Here is a 17180-nt window from a genome sequence, read left to right as displayed (position 1 = left end):
ATTTGCGTAGTATCAACCCCGCCACCAGTGGGAAAACGATGGCCACTCCAACTGCCAGTTCATAAGGCTTCGGGTAAAAATAGATCCAGCCGCCCACCAGTGCACCAGCCACATTGAGCTTCCAGGCAAGGCTTTTGGCCTGCTTCAGTTTCTGTGTCCGTTCAGCCGGCGTAAACCCGAAATCATCATTGGACAGGATCTCCTGGTGTTGTCTGAATGATTGCACCTGATCGAGATCATCGTAGCGGGTGGACAGCCAGTGAATGATCTCTCCGGAATTCTTATATTGCTTGCTGACGCGGATCTTTTTCAGTTCATTATTGACAGGAATGATGATGATGTATTTATCATTCACTTTATAACCCAGGATCTGGTTCAGGAGCAGTTCACGGTTATTGAACGGATGTTCTGAATATACGGAATGCGTGTCAATCACAAACTTCCCCTTCACGGAATCCAGCATGCCATAGATCAGAAGCAGCACCATCGGCAGGCAGACAGCAGGAATTATCCATGCCGCTCCTTTGGAGGAGGAGTTGTCATTGGTTATATTGAAAGGCAGCCAGCAGAATAATGCAATCAGCAACGGGCAGAGCACCAGCATGGCAATGGTCCCGGCAGCAGGAAGTTTATATACTTTCATTCAAGGTTGTTTAGGGGTGCAACATCAATCGGGCTGACGAATATAATGAGTTTGTTGCTGAAATTTGAGTGATACTTTATCAATTGTACATTTGATAAAGAAAGGATAAATATTAAAAAGAATCCGCATGAATATTGAAGCGAAATACAGTCACGAGTGGATAAAAATCAAATACAATAACGGGGATGATATGAAGTTCATTTACTTCTGGGGCAATTCGGCCAGCATCCCGCACTCAGGGATTTTCTGTTGAGCACTGGCAGCAGGATACTGGTGGAAGCCAGCCCGGTTGATCAGATCTGGGGAATCGGTATGGCGCAGGACCATAAGGAAATAGCCGATCCGCATGCCTGGCGCGGACCTAATCTCCTTGGTTTTGCGTTGATGGAAACAAGGGGTTATCTTAGCACCCATATTTCCTGATCATGATCCGTTATTATTTTACACTGCTATTGACGCTTGTATTATTTTGTGCGGCCGCACAGGATTATACATTCTATGATGCTGCCGGGAAAATATGTTCACCTGACCAGGCAAGGTCTCTCTCTTTGCTAAAGCATACAGACAGCGGTTATGCATTTACTGAATTCTGGGTAAAGGACCGGAGACTGAAAACGATCGGCTTGTACAAAGACAGTCTCTGTACCATTAAGAACGGAATGTTCCGTACATTCCATCCTAACAAGGCCCTTGCTTCCATTGGCAGATACAGTAATAACAAAAAGACCGGGCTCTGGATGGAATTCTATTCCAATCAGTATTTGAGTGATTCCATTGTCTACAACGAAAACGGCGAACCCACCGGCATAAGTCTCGGTTTTTACAGGAATGGATATCCATCAGATTCCACCGTATTCCATGCTGATGGAACAAAAACGGGCGTATACTGGTTTGATAATGGAAATATTTCAGGAGCTGGACGGTTTGATACAGCAGGAAAAAAGCATGGCAAGTGGATTTATTATCATCGCAATGGAAATTTCAGTGCAACAATATTGTTCAGGAATGGAAACCTGACTGAATCTAAATATTTTGATGAAACTGGCCAGGAGCAAGCCATTGCAGTGCCCGACAGGGAATGTGCCATGAGAGGAGGTGTCAATAGCTGGATGAAATTCCTGGAAAAAAAGATCCAGTGGCCCAGCAACTACGCAATCACGAATGCCGATAGCGTAGTGATTGTTGTAGAGTTCTGGATAGATGAAGAAGGTAAAATGAAGGATATTGAAGTGGTAGTTCCCTTTGCCGAGCCCTTCGATAATGCGGCATTAAGGGCATTATCAGACTCACCTGTATGGATACCCGCTATTAAGCAGAACAGGAAAGTAAGGTCGAGCTTCCGCCAGCCGATTGTTTTCAGGAAGGAGTAACCTTGTTTTGATCATAATTAAATTTCTCCGACCAACTCTTCAAACCTGCGGATACCTGTCAGGTGAGACCCGGGTAACACTTTCAGTGTGCCATTGCTCTCATCTGTCCGGTCAAGATGAATGCGCACAGTAAAGCTTTTCTGTAACATCTCAACCGGTGGTTGAACAGCATATTGATCCTGCTACTTCGTCCAGGGACCCGCTGCGGCTATTACCTGTTTCATTTCTTCCACATCCTGCCGGCCGTAGAAATCATCCAGAATTGCATAGCCGTTCCTGTGAGATTCATTCATGAACTAAAGATAACCACTTTCAGATTTGCGCACAAATGGGTTAAAACACGGTAGGCCCGCAATACATGTTTAAATAGTTTTGGCATGTCCAGCTAAAGTGGCTGACCATCTCAGCCCTGAAGTTCGCAAGTAGTTTTAGAATCAGTAGTGTCCGTAAGCAGGAATCGGGATCTCCGGTTCCTGCTGCTTTTTGGGGTAAAAGCAAGTTATATTCATTACTAACGTATATCTATATACGAATCAGTGAATTGCCGTATCCCGGCCAAAAAGCCTATTTTTAATACTGTTCCGGTAAAACCCGGGATGCCTGCAACATGACCTACAAGCTACTTGCCTTATTGCTCATCATTTTTCTATCTCCCTTCATAGGTGGTTTGTATGGCGTTCTGCATGATCAGCTCACCTATACCATTTCGCCGGAATATTACACCAGGTTCAAGTTCTACCAGTTCGGTCTCTGGGAAGAAGGACAGGTAAGGGCAGAAGGGCACAGGCTCAATGCAGCGGTTGTTGGTTTCCTGGCCACCTGGTGGATGGGCATTCCGATCGGCATCATTATCGGGGCAGTTGGACTGTTGCAAAAGAATGCTAAGCGTATGCTGACAGTTTCTTTCAGGGCAATGGGTATAGTGATGGTAGTGGCGCTGCTCACCGGCCTGCTTGGGTTGGCCGTAGGTTATACTTTTGAAAACGGGGAAGGCTGGTGGTTACCCGAAAAACTGGTCTACAGAAAGGATTTCATTGCGGTTGGATCGATGCACAACTACAGTTACCTGGGAGGCCTGGTGGGACTGGTGGCAGGAATCATTTATATGGGATACCGGAAACGGCGATATGATAAAATTGATCAGCAATCTGACACTAGCATTCTATGACCGGACGGTCTTCCGTTTCACATTCGCAGTCCGCTTCAGTAATTTACTGACATGACTTTCATCGGTAAGCCCGAACTCATCCGCTACCTGCTTCAAACTGTATTCTCCTTTCTCCAGGCGTTTCCTGATAAGTGTGACGCGGTATTCCTGCACATAATCCCGTAATGTAATACCTGCGTGCTTCCTGAAATAACGGCCGATATAATCCTCAGTGGTATTGAACTGCGTGGCAAGCACCTGCAACCTAATTTTTTCCGGAGTGTAAATGTATTTATGAATATAACAGAACAAGGCCTGCATATTCTTGTTTTGTCCGGCTGTCTCTTCAATTTCAGGCAGGCTTCTTTGCAGAATGACAGCCACCGAAATCAGCTGCATCCAGAGCAGTGGTTCATTGGCAAGCGTATCATATTTGAGTGAGCGGATCACCCTGAACAACTGATTGAGCGTTGCCTGGTCGTTACCACTGATATTGAATCCTGAAAAATGTAGATCGCGGCGCCTGATCAGGTATTCCAGTTGCTGGATCCCGCGATAAAAATGAGCATCCTGCTGATGCAGGTATTCATCTGTGAATTTCACATACAGGAAATGCGTACGCTGTGTGATGGTGAAATAATGTTCATCATCAGGCCCGAGAAAAAACACCTGTCCGCTGCCGTAGGGAACCGCCACATCATTCACATGATGTACCCCGGCGCCTTTCCCGATATAAATGATCTCGTAATGATTATGCCGGTGAACAGGATGCTGCCATTCCTCCGCTTCAAACTCCGATATCAGCACCGGCGCAAATTGCCTGTATTGTTTCATGCCGGAAATTTACAATTTTTAAGCGGAAAAATACATAATCCATCTTTCCGCTTCAGTGCAATTTTACACCAGCAGGCGAAAGCCTGTTTACAAAATCACCAAACTAAAAATAACATGACAACAACAAATACAGCCCTTGTGGTAGGGGCCAATGGAGTAATCGGCAGCAGCCTGACCGATCATTTATCAACACTTGCAAACTGGCAGGTGACCGGGCTTTCACGCAAAGGCGGAGTAAACAAAGAGCGGCTCGAATACCTTTCAGTGGACCTGCTGAACAGGGAAGAAAGTATTGAGAAACTGAAACATCTCAGTAATGTCACACATATATTTTATGCTGCATTCCAGGACAGGCCAACCTGGGCAGAGCTGGTACCTCCAAATCTTGCCATGTTGCAGCATGTAGTGGATGCCATTGAACCGGTAGCGGGCAACCTGCAACATATCAGTCTGATGCAGGGATACAAAGTTTATGGAGCCCATCTGGGCCCATTCAAAACCCCAGCGCGGGAAAGCGATGCGGGGCATATGCCACCAGAATTCAACATAGACCAGCAGCAGTTCCTGGAAGAAAGGCAAAAGGGAAAGAGCTGGACATGGTCCGCTATCCGTCCATCAGTTGTTGGAGGCACTGCCCTGGGTAATCCGATGAACCTGGCGATGGTGATTGCCGTATACGCCAGCATATCCAAAGAACTGGGATTGCCATTGCGCTTCCCGGGAAAGCCGGGTGCTTACAACAAATTACTGGAAATGACTGATGCCACCTTACTGGCCAAAGCCACTGTTTGGGCTGCTACCGACCCACGTTGCGCCAACCAGGCCTTCAATATTACAAATGGGGACCTGTTCAGATGGGAAGAGCTCTGGCCGAAACTGGCCGCCTGGTTCAGCCTGGACACTGCGCCTCCATTGCCCATGAGCTTACAGGTGATCATGAGCGACAAAGCAGCACTCTGGAAAACCATCCAGGAAAAATACGGTCTGGAAAAACATAGTTATGCATCCCTTTCTTCCTGGACCTTCGGTGATGCAGTATTCGGATGGGATTATGATATGTTTGGCGATAGCAGCAAATCACACCGTTTCGGATTTCATGAGTATATAGAAACAGAACAGATGTTCTACCAGTTGTTCGAAGAGCTACGTCTTAAAAAGATAATTCCATAAAATAAAGCGTGGCAATGCCTCCTCGTTTTTACGTCTTTTAAAAAAAGAAAAAATTATGCACCCTTTTGGGTGCATATTCCTATATTTGCAACTAATCAGGTGCATTTTATGAGAAGAGATGTTTTTCAGGGACTTGCAGATCCCACAAGGAGGGCCATCCTGGGCAGGCTGGCAAAAGAAGAGTTGAACCTTACTTCTCTGTCGGATTATTATGATATCACCCGTCAGTCGGTAACCAAGCATATCAGGATCCTGGAAGAATGCGGACTGGTGGTGATCCAGAAAGTGGGCAGGGAAAAATACCTGAAAGCGAAGCCGGAAAAGATCAATGAAGTTGCGCAGTGGGTGGAGCAGTTCCGCGCCCTGTTTGCAGAGCGGTACGACCGCCTCGATGATTACTTAAAAACCATGTAATAATTATGCTATGAACAAGAACAAACTGAATGTAGAGATCAACGGCACACAACTAATCCTCACACGCGAATTTGACGCGCCACGCGAAAAAGTATTTGCAGCACATACTGACTGCAAACATCTGATGAAATGGTGGGGCACACGCAGTTTCCCGCTGACCTATTGCAATATGGACTTCCGTGTAGGCGGCAAATGGCATTACAGGATGACAGGTCCGGAGGGTATGGAATCATGGGGACTGACTGAATACAGGGAGATCAAAGAACCGGAGCTGTTGGTATACACAGATAATTTTTCTGATAAGGATGGAAACATCAACACCTCTTTTCCATCCACTACGATCAGAACTGAGTTCATTGATCTTGGTGGCAGAACACAGATCAGGAGCACGGCCAATTACGGATCAGCGGAGGATATTCAGAAGCTGGTGGATATGGGCATGATTGCCGGCATCACAGAAACAATGGAAATGCTGGAAGAGTACCTGGCTTCCTGATGCAACCAAAATCTTGCCGGCGATCATATCGCCAGCACCATACGCGTTGCCGTACATAAACTCTAAAGAGCTCCATGGATAAAGCCCGGCACATTACGCGCCGGGCTTTTACTTATTCAGAGGGAAAGGGATGATCTTATTTCTTATTCTTCTGCTCCAGCATTCCAGGATACACGGTACCGGTAGCCTGCTTCAATTCAATTCCCAACAAATATGCTATGGTGGGAGCCACATCGGTCAGGCTCATTACAGGCAATACGCCACCTTTTTTGATACCTGCGCCACTTGCTACAAAACCAGTCTGAATCTCAGCAAAATCAGGGTAGTAACCATGTGTGCCGCCTTTACCAGGACGGAACTCTTCGCCGGTGGTTGCACTGTTGAAAGTGATACCCTGTACTGCGGCCAGCGCCAGCATAGCTTCCGGATCACAACCGCTCTTCACCAGTTCCGGCTTTTCAATGATGCGGAATTGTTTTTTAAACCCATCAGGTAACTCTTCCAGCATCTGGCGCACCTGGTTCAGGGTAGTTACATCCTTAGGGTTCTTCAAACGGAGGAAAGCCGCGCCACCCGTAGGGATGAACCATGCCTTCCAGTCGTCCTTACCTTTTCCGAGCAGTCCTTTTTTCGCCAGCCATACATTGGGAGCGAAGCTGGAATGTGTGTCCACAAATCCATGATCACCGGAAATGATGATGGTAGTGCTGTCTTTAATTCCGGCTTTCTGCAAAGCGTCTACCAGGATGCCCACTGCATTGTCGGCACCGGCAATGGTGCGTCTCAGCAGCTCGCTTTCGCGGCCTTCGGCATGTTGCGCGCCATCCGTGCAGGGCAGGTGGATGGTGAGCAGGTTAGGCTTATAGGTGCGGATAATATACCCTGCAATACGGGCCAGGTTCTGGTCCATACTCGGAGAACTCAGGTTATAATCATTCACCTGCAAATTACCGGTGGCATTGGCCACCACTTCTTCAAACAAACCCTTAGGTGTGGCGTATTGCGCAGTGGCGTCGCGGCGGTCAGAAGGATTTTCTTTTGACCAGATCTCAGGAATATTGTAATCGACAGGTGCACCTACGGAAACGGGCCAGGATACAGACGCAGACTTCATGCCGGCTTTACGTACAGCTTCCCAGATAGTCTCAGCCTGGATCTGTTTTGTTTCTGTATACCACTGACCACCTTCACCGCCCGGTTCAGGCATGGTATTGTACAGGATGCCATGCTTTGAAGGCGTAACACCTGTGATCAGTGAAGTATGTGAAGGGTAGGTAACTGTAGGGAACACGCCATTCACGCCCTGTGCATATACACCCTGCTTAGCCATCTGCTGCAGGTTGGGCGTAGCCCATGACGGATCTTTATAAAAGTCGGAACGGAAACCATCGATACTTACCAGTATCACATATTTTGTTTTTTGAGCCATTGCACTGGCTTGCAGCACACAGGCTGCTACCAGCATTGCTAAGATCTTATTACGCATATCGGATTAATTTATGAATGGGAAAATTTCTTTGGCTGTTTTGTTCTGCACCAGCACTTTGTTCATATCGTATTTCATGGTAACGATACCATTAACGGCATCTACTGTAAAATCATCCATACCACGGTTCAGCGGAATAAAAGAGGGCAGCTGGGCTTTGATATGTTCAGGTTTTACATTCGGATTGTTGAGTTGCTCCGTTTGTGATACCGGGAACTTCACACCCAGGTCAAACATGCGGCGGCCTTCGCTCATGAAGATCTCCTGGCGCATGCGATAAAGCAGGTATAGCATATCATCCCCAGTAATGGCGGCATCCAGATCGGAAGCAGTCACTTTGGTTCCTGAAACCGTGTACACATTCATCTTGCCTCCCTGGCGGTTCAGAACATATCCATCCCTGGCTGCATCATTCGCATCGAACTTTACTTTCATGGCAGTGAGGGGATAGTCTTTACGGTTGCCGCCGTTGCGTGTTTCCTTGCTGTCGTCAACAGCAGTTACTGTACGCTGACTGATCACATCGGTGAGCATATTCTTCAGGGTCTGACGGGCAGTGTTGACGTCATTACCTGCAAGCTGTGCTTCTGCCAGGATCAGGTATGCTTCTTCGCCTTTGGCGATGGCAATTGATTTCTGTTCCTGTGCAGCAACACCAATATTGAAATATTTAGGGTCGAGGAAATCCAGTCGGGGTAAAGGAGCAAATCGGTTGGGTTGGGCAATGAAAGTGGCGTTCTGCATTTCGTTGGACACACTGTTCAGGCCATCATAAGCAACCTGGAACAGCACCATTTTCTGCGCCAGCACGTCATTGGCAAATTTGCTGGCATTGGTGGCGTCGCCAAGTGCATAATAAGTACGGGCCTTCAGCAGGGTGTAAGCCATTTTCTTTGCAGCATCGGGCTCTCCGGCAATGGCTTCATCCCAGAGACCGATGGCTTTCTGCAGGTGCTGAGCGGCTGTAAGCACTTCACCCTGACTGCTGCCGGGCAGTGCCACAAACATTTCACCACTCAGCAGGTAAGCATACGCCTGGCAGAAAAGCATGGTGGCTTTATCTGTTGCAGAAGTGGTGGCATCACCAGGTACTACTTTGGTAAGACCATAGAGGGCCATTTCGCGGAGGCGCTGCACTTCAGTTTGACTGGTGTTCACATCCACATCAAAATAATCGATCTGTGGAATATCGAACACTTTACTGTTCTGGGTATAGTTGTTGAAATAGTTATCAGAGATCAGTTCGGCATTCACTACCACTGCGTTCAAGGTAAGCGCCAGCTGCCTGCGAAGGCCATTGGCCCAGCTTTTTGACGCATTCGGCGTGTTCACATACACATCTTCCGTAACATTGGGATTCTTCACGCAGGACGGCAGCAGGGATACAGCAGCCAGTCCGAGGGTCAACAGATATCGTTGCATAATAAATTGATTGATCAGCTTAGAAATTGAGTTTTACAGAACCGATGAACTGGCGAGGTGCGGAGTAAGTGGCATAAGAGATACCGCCGGTGGTGGCACCGCCCTGTCCCTGTGCCGCTCCGCTGATGGTTGCTTCCGGATCGAAGGAAGAAGAAGCGAAGTTCAACGGGTTAACAGCAGAGAACCCGATGGTCATTCCCCTGATCACACTGTTCTTTGAGGCTGGTTTGAAAGTATACAGCAGCCCGATGGTGCGCACCTTGATGAAATCGGTCTTCTCGATGAACATATTGGTAAAGCTCAGCCAGTTCAGGCGGCCGTTCTTATCGATCTCACCCTGAGGGATACCCGAATTTGACGCACCGTAGTTGAAGCGGAACTGGGCATCCCAGTTATTGGCATAAGCCCCGGACTGGTAATCAGCATTGGCGAATAAGGTGAATTTCCTGTATTGCACATTGATGCCCATGCTGCCGAACAGATCGGGAATGGTAGTGCCCAGGTAGGATTGCGCAACCGTATTTTCCAGCACGCCATCTTTTCCGAATGTACCGTAGTTACCACGGATGAAACCAACCGGAAACCCTTGCTGTACCACAGTTTGAATGGTGCGGGCGCTGAAGCCGTTGATATTGAAAGGCGCTACGCCACCGGAGCTCACCACGTTGTTGTACAGGGTGTTCACAGAGAGGTTGACGCTGGCATTCAAGTCTTTTGTTTTCACAGGCACCAGTGTGGTGCTGAATTCCCAGCCACGATTCAGGATCTCGCCCACATTGAAAAGCTGGCTTTGCGTTTGACCTGTGGATGGAGTGGGAGGTACATAGAACAAGGCATCATTGGTCACTGAACGATAGTATCCGGCAGAAAAACGGATGCGGTCATTGAGGAAGGAGAGGTCAATGGCTGCTTCCGCAGTGGTTGTTTTCTCCGGCTTCAGGTTATCGTTTCCAGGTTGCCCGAAATAAGCAGCCTGATCACCCTGGAAACCGGTGAAAGTAATGGTCCTTTCGTTTGTCCAGCTGGGAGGCAGGTTACCGGCCACGCCATAACTGCCACGCAGTCTTGCCGAGTGGAAGATATTCTGCAATGGCTGGAACCAGGGTTCTTCACTGATCATATAAGACACACCTGCTTTGGGGTAGTATTGGGTCCCGATGTTTTTTCCGAAGGCAGGATTACCATCTCCGCGGATACCAAGATCCAGGAAGAGTTTGTTCCTGTAGCCTATATTTTCCAGTAAGTATACTCCATAGTTCACGATCTCGGTATAGATCTCATTGGCGTTACGAACAGCTGCATCGCGGATCATCAGTGCTCCATCGCGGATATTAGTACCGGTATAGGAAACCTGGTGGTCATCTGTTCTGAAGAACTGTCCGCCAACTGTAGACACCAGGGAGAAATCGCCCAGCTTCAAAGTATGCTGGCCATTCAACTCCAGGGTGATGCCCATGTATTTTCTTTCTGAGTTGGAAATATTTCCCTGATCGGTAACGGGCTTGCCGGTGGTATGCGTGAGGTACTGGTTGGTCTGGATAACCTGGTCTCTCATCACGCGATAATCGATACCACCTACAGCCTTCAACACAAAGTCTTTGAAGGGCGTGTATTTGAAGGTTTGTGAAGAAGTGAAGCGGTTCACGCGGATCTGATCATTCTGCAGACGTTCAGCTTCGTTCACATAGGCTTTCATCACCTGGAAGGCAGAGTCTGTCAGTTCATCGATCTTGTTATTGAAACGGGGACCGGTGTTGGCAGAAGCGCCGCTTTCAGCAAACCAGAGACCGGTGTAACCACCCTGGTTACCGTTGCGGTTTCGCTTGTACTGATTGTTCACGAACATGAAAGAGCTTTCATAATTCACTTTCTTGCCAAGCTGCGCGCGGAAGCCGCTACTGAAATCGATCTTACGGTTCCTGTTCTGATCATGCAGCATCACGCCACTGGTATTGAGAAAATTACCGGCGAAGCTGTAACCGAATTTATCGGTGCCGCCATTCACAGCCACATGGTATTTCTGGAAAAGTCCATCTTCAAAAAGCAGGTCTTTTGTCCTCTTGAAATACAGGAAATCGTTAGTGGATTTTTCCACTCCCAGTTGTGCATCCAAAGTGATGCTGGTGCCGCTCTTACTTCCTTTTTTTGTGAAGATCTGGATCACGCCGTTGGCAGCATCAGAGCCATAGAGTGTAGAAGCAGCGCCGCCGTTCACGTATTCTACCCTGTCGATATTATCCATGGGGATATCGGCGATAGAGCTGATGGCTGCTCCCTGAGTGCTGCCGCCACCGATGGCCGCAGCGGTATTGAGGTTGTCCATTCTTACTCCATCCACATACACGATAGGCATGGAGTTCAGAAAGGCAGAGTTCACGCCTCTTGAACGAACGATGCTGGTAGCGCCCGACTGGCCACCTGTAAGCCTGATCTGTGCGTTGGGCAGCTTGGATTGAAGCAACTGATCGAAACGGCTGCCGGGAATATTTTCCAGGTCGGAAGATTTGATGGTGGTCACGATAGTGGACAATCTCTTTTTTGCGATGGCCGCACCCTGTCCGGTTACCACCACTTCATCCAGTTGGTTGGTTTTCTGTATGAGCCTGATCAGCATGGAATTCTTCTGACCATCCTTCTTTACCATATAGGACTTGTGATATCCGTTTTCAAAACCCACGAATGAAAAACTGAAATCATATTTCTGTCCGGGTACCAGTGATTTAAATACGAAAATGCCTTTGTCGTTTGTAACGGCAGTGATCATTTCACTACCGGGATTGTGGCGGGCCTCTACAGTTACGCCCTGCAGCAGATCGCCTTTGTCAGACATGACCGTACCGGTCACTTCCACGCCTGCTACCTGCTGTGCGAAGCCCTGCTGAACAGTCAGCAGTAACAGGCAGAAGCATGCCAGCCTTTGCAGTTGTTGCTTAATGATTAAAACCTGAGCTTTCATAAATGTCTGTTTTGTTTGAACGGTTTACGCAATAGATTTCCATTACATGCCGCATAAGCGGATGTGCCGGTTTACCAGATAAGTTTTAGCAGAACAGTTACTCTTTCCCTTTCTTGATGATGAAGCCTTGCTGATCCGGCAGTAATTCCAGATCGTTCATGCGGGCGATGGCCTGCAGGATCAATGGAAGGGAGTCTTTATAGAATATGGTTCCTGTGAAACTCAGCTCTCTGAGATCTTCCGCTGAGTAGGAGATAGGTTTATTGTGATGCGCCTCCAGTTTCCTGAATACTTCCGGTAAAGGAGTATTATTGAAGACCATTTCCTGGTCAGTATATTGACTGGGTGTAATTGTAGCCGCCTCAGCTATCTTCTTTGGCGTGATGCCTGAAGTTCTCACCAGACCGGCATGCTCACTGTATTGCAGTTGTTGCCCGGGAAGGAGATATACATCCTGTTTCCAATCAGCCATTGATTCTTTCAATGGTCTGACCACTACCTTACCGGTGAGCAGTTGCACCAGGATGGTATCGTTACCGTTGCAGATCTTGAAAGATGTACCAAGTGCTGTGGTGGAAAGGTTTCCGGCGAAAACTGTAAATGGCCGGGTTTTATCTTTCGCAACATCGAACTGCGCATCACCAGTGAGATAAATATCACGGCTGCTGTCAGTGAAACCAGCCTGGTACCTGATCATGGCAGAAGGCGACAGCATCACTGTTGTGCCATCAGGCAGTTTTAATTTTCTGATGCCGGTCCCTGTGTTCAGATTCTCCTGCCAGGAAGATGCCGTGTGCTGCTCATTCGCAGAATACACCTGCTTCTGTACCTGCGCTATTTTTGTAGCAGCAGGTGTTGCATTGTAAAACAACCACCAGGCACCCAGTACGATCAGCAGGGCTGCCGCAGCAGCTGCCCAGGGTTTCATCCTACTCACCAAAGATCTTTTGCCGGCGATGTGCGTTTCAATGGCCTGAAGGATTGCTGTTGCTGTTTCAGGGGAAACAATTTCTCCGGCATCAGCCTCGTCCCAGTCTTGTTGGTACAGTTGCTGCAACAGTTCCGGGTGTTGCTGAAGATAACGGTGTACACGTGCTGCTTCAGCTGCGTTGCAGCGTTGTTCCAGGAATTTATATATGAGTTGTGGATCGTTCAAAATATGCCGGTTGAAACTAAATACGTGTGATAAAAAGGATTTCCCTGCCGGTAACATTTAGATAATATGGGGCATGGCAAGGAACATGCTCAGGAGTACGGTGAGCAGGGAGCGGATCACACGCATGGCTTTCCAGAGATGGTCTTCCACTGTTTTTACGGATACGGATAATTTTCCGGCGATCTCCTGGTTGGAGAAACCATGCAGGTTCTTGAGGATAAAAACTTTTTTACGCACCGGGGAAAGCTGGCGCATCGCCAGCTTAAAATGATCAGTGGCTTCCAGTGCGTTGGATGCCGGCAAATCATGCGCAGTAGTATCGAGGGACTCAAAATCTTCCACACTGGTGAAGATTTTGCGGTTGGTTGCTTCCCGGCGCAGGTGATCTATCCACACGCTGTTGGCCATGGTGAACAGCTGTACTTCAAATGTGTACGCTGAAGAGAGGGTATGGCGCGATTGCCATAATTTGATGAAGAGTTGTTGTGTAAGCTCTGTGGCGGTTACATGCAGCACAGCTCTTTTGAGGAAGTATCTGAAGACTTTCGCATGGAACTGTTCGTATGCATCCCGGAACGAGCCTGCATCCATTTGCCTGATGCCGATTATATCATTCATTGCTACCAGATAGATGATGGAATGATTGCCTTATCCTTTCGGTGCGCAAGTTGAGAATAATTGCAGTGGCAGGAAATTATCAATTTGTTAAGTGGAATTGGTAATGAAATATTAATTTCGATGATCATTCTCAAACTGATTACCATGAAAACGATACACCTGCTATCCGCTGTAGCGCTGCTTGCAGGCTGTGCTACCGGAAAGATGAAGACCGCTGATAATATTCAAAAAGTGTCATTATCTACCACTCCATGCTTTGGCACCTGCCCGGTTTTTGATATGAAAATCGAAGCAAACGGGCATGCGGAATATGAGGCAAAAAGATTCAATCCGGTGACAGGAAAATTTACTGCAGTGATCAGGAAAGAGCAGATGGACAGTTTGTTTGTACTGATCGATAAAGCAAAGCTGCTCAGCCTGCCCGATGAATACACGCAGCAGGTAACGGATATGCCTACCTACAGATTTTCCGTTCAGTTCAAAGACGGAAAAAGTAAATGGATATCGGATTATGGTCCGATGGGGCCAGAGGCGCTGCAGCATGTTTACAAATTCATTTTCTCTCTCAGGGAATCACAAACCTGGAAACAACAATAACTACAAGTAATGGAATATTTCATCAGAGTATTAGGCACACAGGACCCGGACATTCATATGGATGAATTGATGGAAGGATTAGTGGCGGAAAACCTCTCCGCAAAATTCGCTTTCGATGAAGGAGAAGATCCGGGTAACTGGACGGTGATAGATATCCTGAATGAGGAAGGTGATCACCTGGCGCAGCTGGAAAGAAATCCTGTAGTTGCCGGTGAACTGGGGCTGGAAGAGCTGGATGAATTCCGCGAGTCAATTGGGGAAGACAAACCTGCAACTGCCGCAAAATGGCTGACAGCCTATTTTGATAAGGTAAAGGTCATCTATGCCATCCAGATGCTGGATGCAGCTTTCGAAGGGGGCAATTATGAGATCGTGACCAATATCAAGTCAACCATCTGGAATAAGGCAGGAGGCATTCTTCAGGCGGATGATGAAGGTTTTTCCAATGAAGAAGGTTACCATATCCTCTGGCAGTTTGCAGATGATGTTACCGGCAAATGGAGCTGCGCTGTATTGAATGAAAAAGGGGGCTGGGAACAGTTTGTGATGGAACTGGGCGACAAGACACAGCGCAAGGAATTCATGGAAGGCAAAGTACCTGCCAAAGCAGAGCGGGTATCCTGAAGCTTCATGCATACCAGTGGAAAAATGTCGGGTTTGTTCTATTGACAGAGTAAATCAATTTCTTCCTTTGTGATTATCAAATCAGCGGGAAGCACATGAACAAGACATTTTTCGATATAGGCATCTCCCTCGATGGTTATATCGCAGGCGAGGACCGTGGGCCACAAAACCCACTGGGCAACGATGGAACGAGGATACATAACTGGATGTATCGGCAAAAGGAATTCTGGAAAACTTTCGGGATCGACAAAGGAGAGGATGGGCCAGAGGGCCAACTCATTTCGCAGACATTTGCCCGCACCGGAGCGTATATTATGGGCAAACGTGTATTTGAAGAAGGCGAAGCCAACTGGCCGATGGACCTTTTCAAAACACCTGTTTTTGTATTGACCCATGAAAAGCGGGCCCCCTGGGTACAGCGAGGCGGTACTACTTTCTATTTCACCAGCGAGCCCATCAAAGAATTGCTCAGGCAGGCGAAAGAAGCAGCGGGAAAGCGGGATGTAAGAATTCATGGTGGCGCAGAAACTATCCGTCAGTTCCTGCATGGAGGCCTGGTGGATGAATTTTTCGTACATACGGCTCCGGTAGTACTTGGTAGCGGATTGCGGTTATTCGACCTGATGGAAAAGGACAGATTTAAACTTGAAGTGGAGCAGGTGAGTCATTCACCGCTTTCGGTACATACTAAATACAAAGTGATCAATTACCAATGAAGGGGTGTTTATTCGTTTATAAAGACGATTCCTCAGCTTAGGATCAGGAAATACTTTCAATAGTCCCGGTATTTCTTGAAGAGAACGCATGCAGCCATGTTGTTAAATTATTCTACCTCCCAGATCTTCCTTTATTCTTTGAAGAATTCCCCTGTTGTCTGTTACCGGATTTTTTACCGGAAGAACGAGACTGATCCTTACCAGCTCCAGGCCTGGAATTTTTAAAAGTGTAACCAGATTTGCCTGCTCCTGTTTTTTTGCCCTGAGCTCCGGTATTATCTCTTGAAGGTCCGGATTTTTTCGGATTGAAGTCGCCCTGCTTCTTTGTACCCCCAGGCATTTTATTTTTAGCAGACCCGTCCTTTGAAGAACCTGATCTTTTATCGTCAAATTTAGCCTTTCCGCTTCGTGGGCCCTGTTTGTTGTCTTTGTTAGCCGGATTATCCTTCCCGGCTTTTCCCTGCCGCGAATTCCACCAGGCAGCGGATTTACCTTTATTGGATTTCCCTTTTTGAGGGTTCTCCTTCAGGAAACTTTCATAATCAAAATCCTCGTCTTCAGCCTCCTCATTTTGTGTTTTCTTTTTCGGGTCAGCTGCCTTTTCCGGTGACATCCCTTTCTTTCCACCAGGAATATATCCGGTATTCTTTTTTTCCGGCCTGACCGCCTTTGCTGCTCCACTTGAATCCGCTACTGCCTGTTTGAGGATTTCCACTTCCACATCGCTCAGGTGTCTCCACTTTCCCAGTGCCAGGTTGCCCAGTTTGATATCCATGATCCGGACACGCTGCAGGCTTTCCACTGAATATCCCAGGAATTCGCACATCCGCCTGATCTGGCGGTTGAGCCCCTGCGTAAGGATGATCCTGAAAGTATGTCGATTGATCAGTTGCACTTTGCAGGGGAGGGTTCTGGTACCCATGATGGGTAAACCTCCGGACATTTTCTGTGCAAAATGCGGATCAACCGTTTTATTTACACGAACGATATATTCTTTTTCATGACTGTTGCCGGCACGCAGGATCTTGTTGATGATATCTCCATCATTGGTGAGGAAGATCAGCCCTTCGGAATCCTTATCAAGCCTGCCGATAGGGAAGATGCGCTTGGGATAATTCACGAAGCTGATGATATTCCCTTTTACCTGCAGCTCAGTGGTACTGGTGATGCCCACTGGTTTGTTCAGTGCCAGGTAGACGCGTTTTTCTTTGTTATCAGGAGTGATCAGGCTGCCATCCACTTCCACCACATCACCGGGTGAATAGCGGTTCCCCAGTTCAGCCAGGTTATTGTTAAGCAATACACGGCCTGCTTTGATCAGGTTATCTGCTTCGCGACGTGAGCAATAGCCCGTGTCACTGATGAATTTATTCAGACTGATAGATTCTTCCAAGTACAGTTATTTAGCATGGGCCGGAAATTCCGGTCACGGCAAAAATCAGATAATTTACCGGATTTCCATTAGTTTTTGTTTCAGGCTTTGTTTGTACATTGAAAAGCCAAATCATGACTTTAATTTGGCTTTGGAGGA

The 17180-nt window shown here is 47.5% G+C and carries 17 protein-coding genes and 1 pseudogene; 9 read left to right on the top strand and 9 right to left on the bottom strand.

The window, feature by feature from the left end:
* On the bottom strand, positions 1-643 hold a 643-nt coding region (locus ACTHMC_RS01280), incomplete at its 3' end, for a hypothetical protein (protein ID WP_440410154.1).
* Positions 644-850: 207 nt separating this feature from the next.
* Here ACTHMC_RS01280 and ACTHMC_RS01275 point away from each other — a divergent pair.
* Together ACTHMC_RS01275 and ACTHMC_RS01270 are read left to right on the top strand one after the other, a co-directional pair.
* On the top strand, positions 851-1066 hold the full coding sequence (locus ACTHMC_RS01275) for an NADAR domain-containing protein (RefSeq protein ID WP_440410155.1): 216 nt from the start codon (positions 851-853) through the stop codon (positions 1064-1066).
* 2 nt (positions 1067-1068) lie between these two features.
* The gene (locus ACTHMC_RS01270; RefSeq protein WP_440410152.1) at positions 1069-2013 is read left to right on the top strand and encodes a TonB family protein; all 945 of its coding nucleotides are present in this window, start codon (positions 1069-1071) and stop codon (positions 2011-2013) included.
* Positions 2014-2030: 17 nt separating this feature from the next.
* On the opposite strand, the pseudogene ACTHMC_RS01265 reads toward ACTHMC_RS01270, so the two are convergent.
* Positions 2031-2183, bottom strand: a pseudogene (locus ACTHMC_RS01265) (phytanoyl-CoA dioxygenase family protein); the annotation flags it as partial.
* 437 nt (positions 2184-2620) lie between these two features.
* Between ACTHMC_RS01265 and ACTHMC_RS01260 the strand changes: the two are divergent.
* Positions 2621-3181, top strand: coding sequence for a hypothetical protein (locus ACTHMC_RS01260; protein WP_440410150.1), 561 nt, complete (start codon positions 2621-2623; stop codon positions 3179-3181).
* Here ACTHMC_RS01260 and ACTHMC_RS01255 read toward each other — a convergent pair.
* Entirely contained in the window at positions 3176-3994 is an 819-nt protein-coding gene (locus ACTHMC_RS01255; RefSeq protein WP_440410149.1) for a helix-turn-helix domain-containing protein, read from the bottom strand. The genes ACTHMC_RS01260 and ACTHMC_RS01255 overlap by 6 nt on opposite strands.
* Positions 3995-4108: 114 nt before the next feature.
* On the opposite strand from ACTHMC_RS01255, the gene ACTHMC_RS01250 reads away from it, so the two are divergent.
* From ACTHMC_RS01250 to ACTHMC_RS01240, 3 genes are all read left to right on the top strand, one after another.
* Complete coding sequence (locus tag ACTHMC_RS01250; protein ID WP_440410148.1) at positions 4109-5164, top strand: SDR family oxidoreductase; 1056 nt, start codon at positions 4109-4111, stop codon at positions 5162-5164.
* A 108-nt stretch (positions 5165-5272) separates the two neighbouring features.
* A complete protein-coding gene (locus ACTHMC_RS01245) occupies positions 5273-5578 on the top strand; it encodes an ArsR/SmtB family transcription factor (protein ID WP_440410146.1) in 306 nt (101 codons plus the stop codon).
* A 10-nt stretch (positions 5579-5588) separates the two neighbouring features.
* Positions 5589-6074 (top strand): SRPBCC domain-containing protein, encoded by a 486-nt coding sequence (locus tag ACTHMC_RS01240; RefSeq protein WP_440410144.1) that lies wholly within the window; start codon positions 5589-5591, stop codon positions 6072-6074.
* A 136-nt stretch (positions 6075-6210) separates the two neighbouring features.
* Here the strand turns inward: ACTHMC_RS01240 and ACTHMC_RS01235 are convergent, their stop codons facing one another.
* The 5 genes from ACTHMC_RS01235 to ACTHMC_RS01215 form a co-directional block, all read right to left on the bottom strand.
* On the bottom strand, positions 6211-7560 hold the full coding sequence (locus ACTHMC_RS01235; RefSeq protein ID WP_440410143.1) for an alkaline phosphatase family protein: 1350 nt from the start codon (positions 7558-7560) through the stop codon (positions 6211-6213).
* Between the two features lie 6 nt (positions 7561-7566).
* Entirely contained in the window at positions 7567-8982 is a 1416-nt protein-coding gene (locus tag ACTHMC_RS01230; RefSeq protein WP_440410141.1) for a hypothetical protein, read from the bottom strand.
* A 19-nt stretch (positions 8983-9001) separates the two neighbouring features.
* Positions 9002-11938, bottom strand: coding sequence for a TonB-dependent receptor domain-containing protein (locus tag ACTHMC_RS01225; RefSeq protein WP_440410140.1), 2937 nt, complete (start codon positions 11936-11938; stop codon positions 9002-9004).
* A 97-nt stretch (positions 11939-12035) separates the two neighbouring features.
* Positions 12036-13094, bottom strand: coding sequence for a FecR family protein (locus tag ACTHMC_RS01220; protein ID WP_440410139.1), 1059 nt, complete (start codon positions 13092-13094; stop codon positions 12036-12038).
* 57 nt (positions 13095-13151) lie between these two features.
* The gene (locus ACTHMC_RS01215) at positions 13152-13712 is read right to left on the bottom strand and encodes an RNA polymerase sigma factor (RefSeq protein WP_440410137.1); all 561 of its coding nucleotides are present in this window, start codon (positions 13710-13712) and stop codon (positions 13152-13154) included.
* A 144-nt stretch (positions 13713-13856) separates the two neighbouring features.
* Here ACTHMC_RS01215 and ACTHMC_RS01210 point away from each other — a divergent pair, with 144 nt between their 5' ends.
* The 3 genes from ACTHMC_RS01210 (at position 13857) to ACTHMC_RS01200 (ending at position 15649) form a co-directional block, all read left to right on the top strand.
* Positions 13857-14309 (top strand): DUF6438 domain-containing protein, encoded by a 453-nt coding sequence (locus tag ACTHMC_RS01210; RefSeq protein WP_440410136.1) that lies wholly within the window; start codon positions 13857-13859, stop codon positions 14307-14309.
* A 9-nt stretch (positions 14310-14318) separates the two neighbouring features.
* Positions 14319-14933, top strand: a complete 615-nt coding sequence (locus tag ACTHMC_RS01205; protein WP_440410134.1) for a hypothetical protein — start codon at positions 14319-14321, stop codon at positions 14931-14933.
* Between the two features lie 95 nt (positions 14934-15028).
* Positions 15029-15649 (top strand): dihydrofolate reductase family protein, encoded by a 621-nt coding sequence (locus ACTHMC_RS01200; RefSeq protein ID WP_440410132.1) that lies wholly within the window; start codon positions 15029-15031, stop codon positions 15647-15649.
* 112 nt (positions 15650-15761) lie between these two features.
* Here the strand turns inward: ACTHMC_RS01200 and rluF are convergent, their stop codons facing one another.
* On the bottom strand, positions 15762-17042 hold the full coding sequence (gene rluF / locus ACTHMC_RS01195; protein ID WP_440410130.1) for a 23S rRNA pseudouridine(2604) synthase RluF: 1281 nt from the start codon (positions 17040-17042) through the stop codon (positions 15762-15764).
* Positions 17043-17180: the final 138 nt, after the last annotated feature.

The organism is Pseudobacter sp., assembly GCF_051955275.1.
Taxonomy (GTDB): Bacteria; Bacteroidota; Bacteroidia; order Chitinophagales; family Chitinophagaceae; genus Pseudobacter.
Note: the sequence above shows the minus strand (reverse complement) of the source record. Positions and strands in the feature narration are given on the sequence as shown.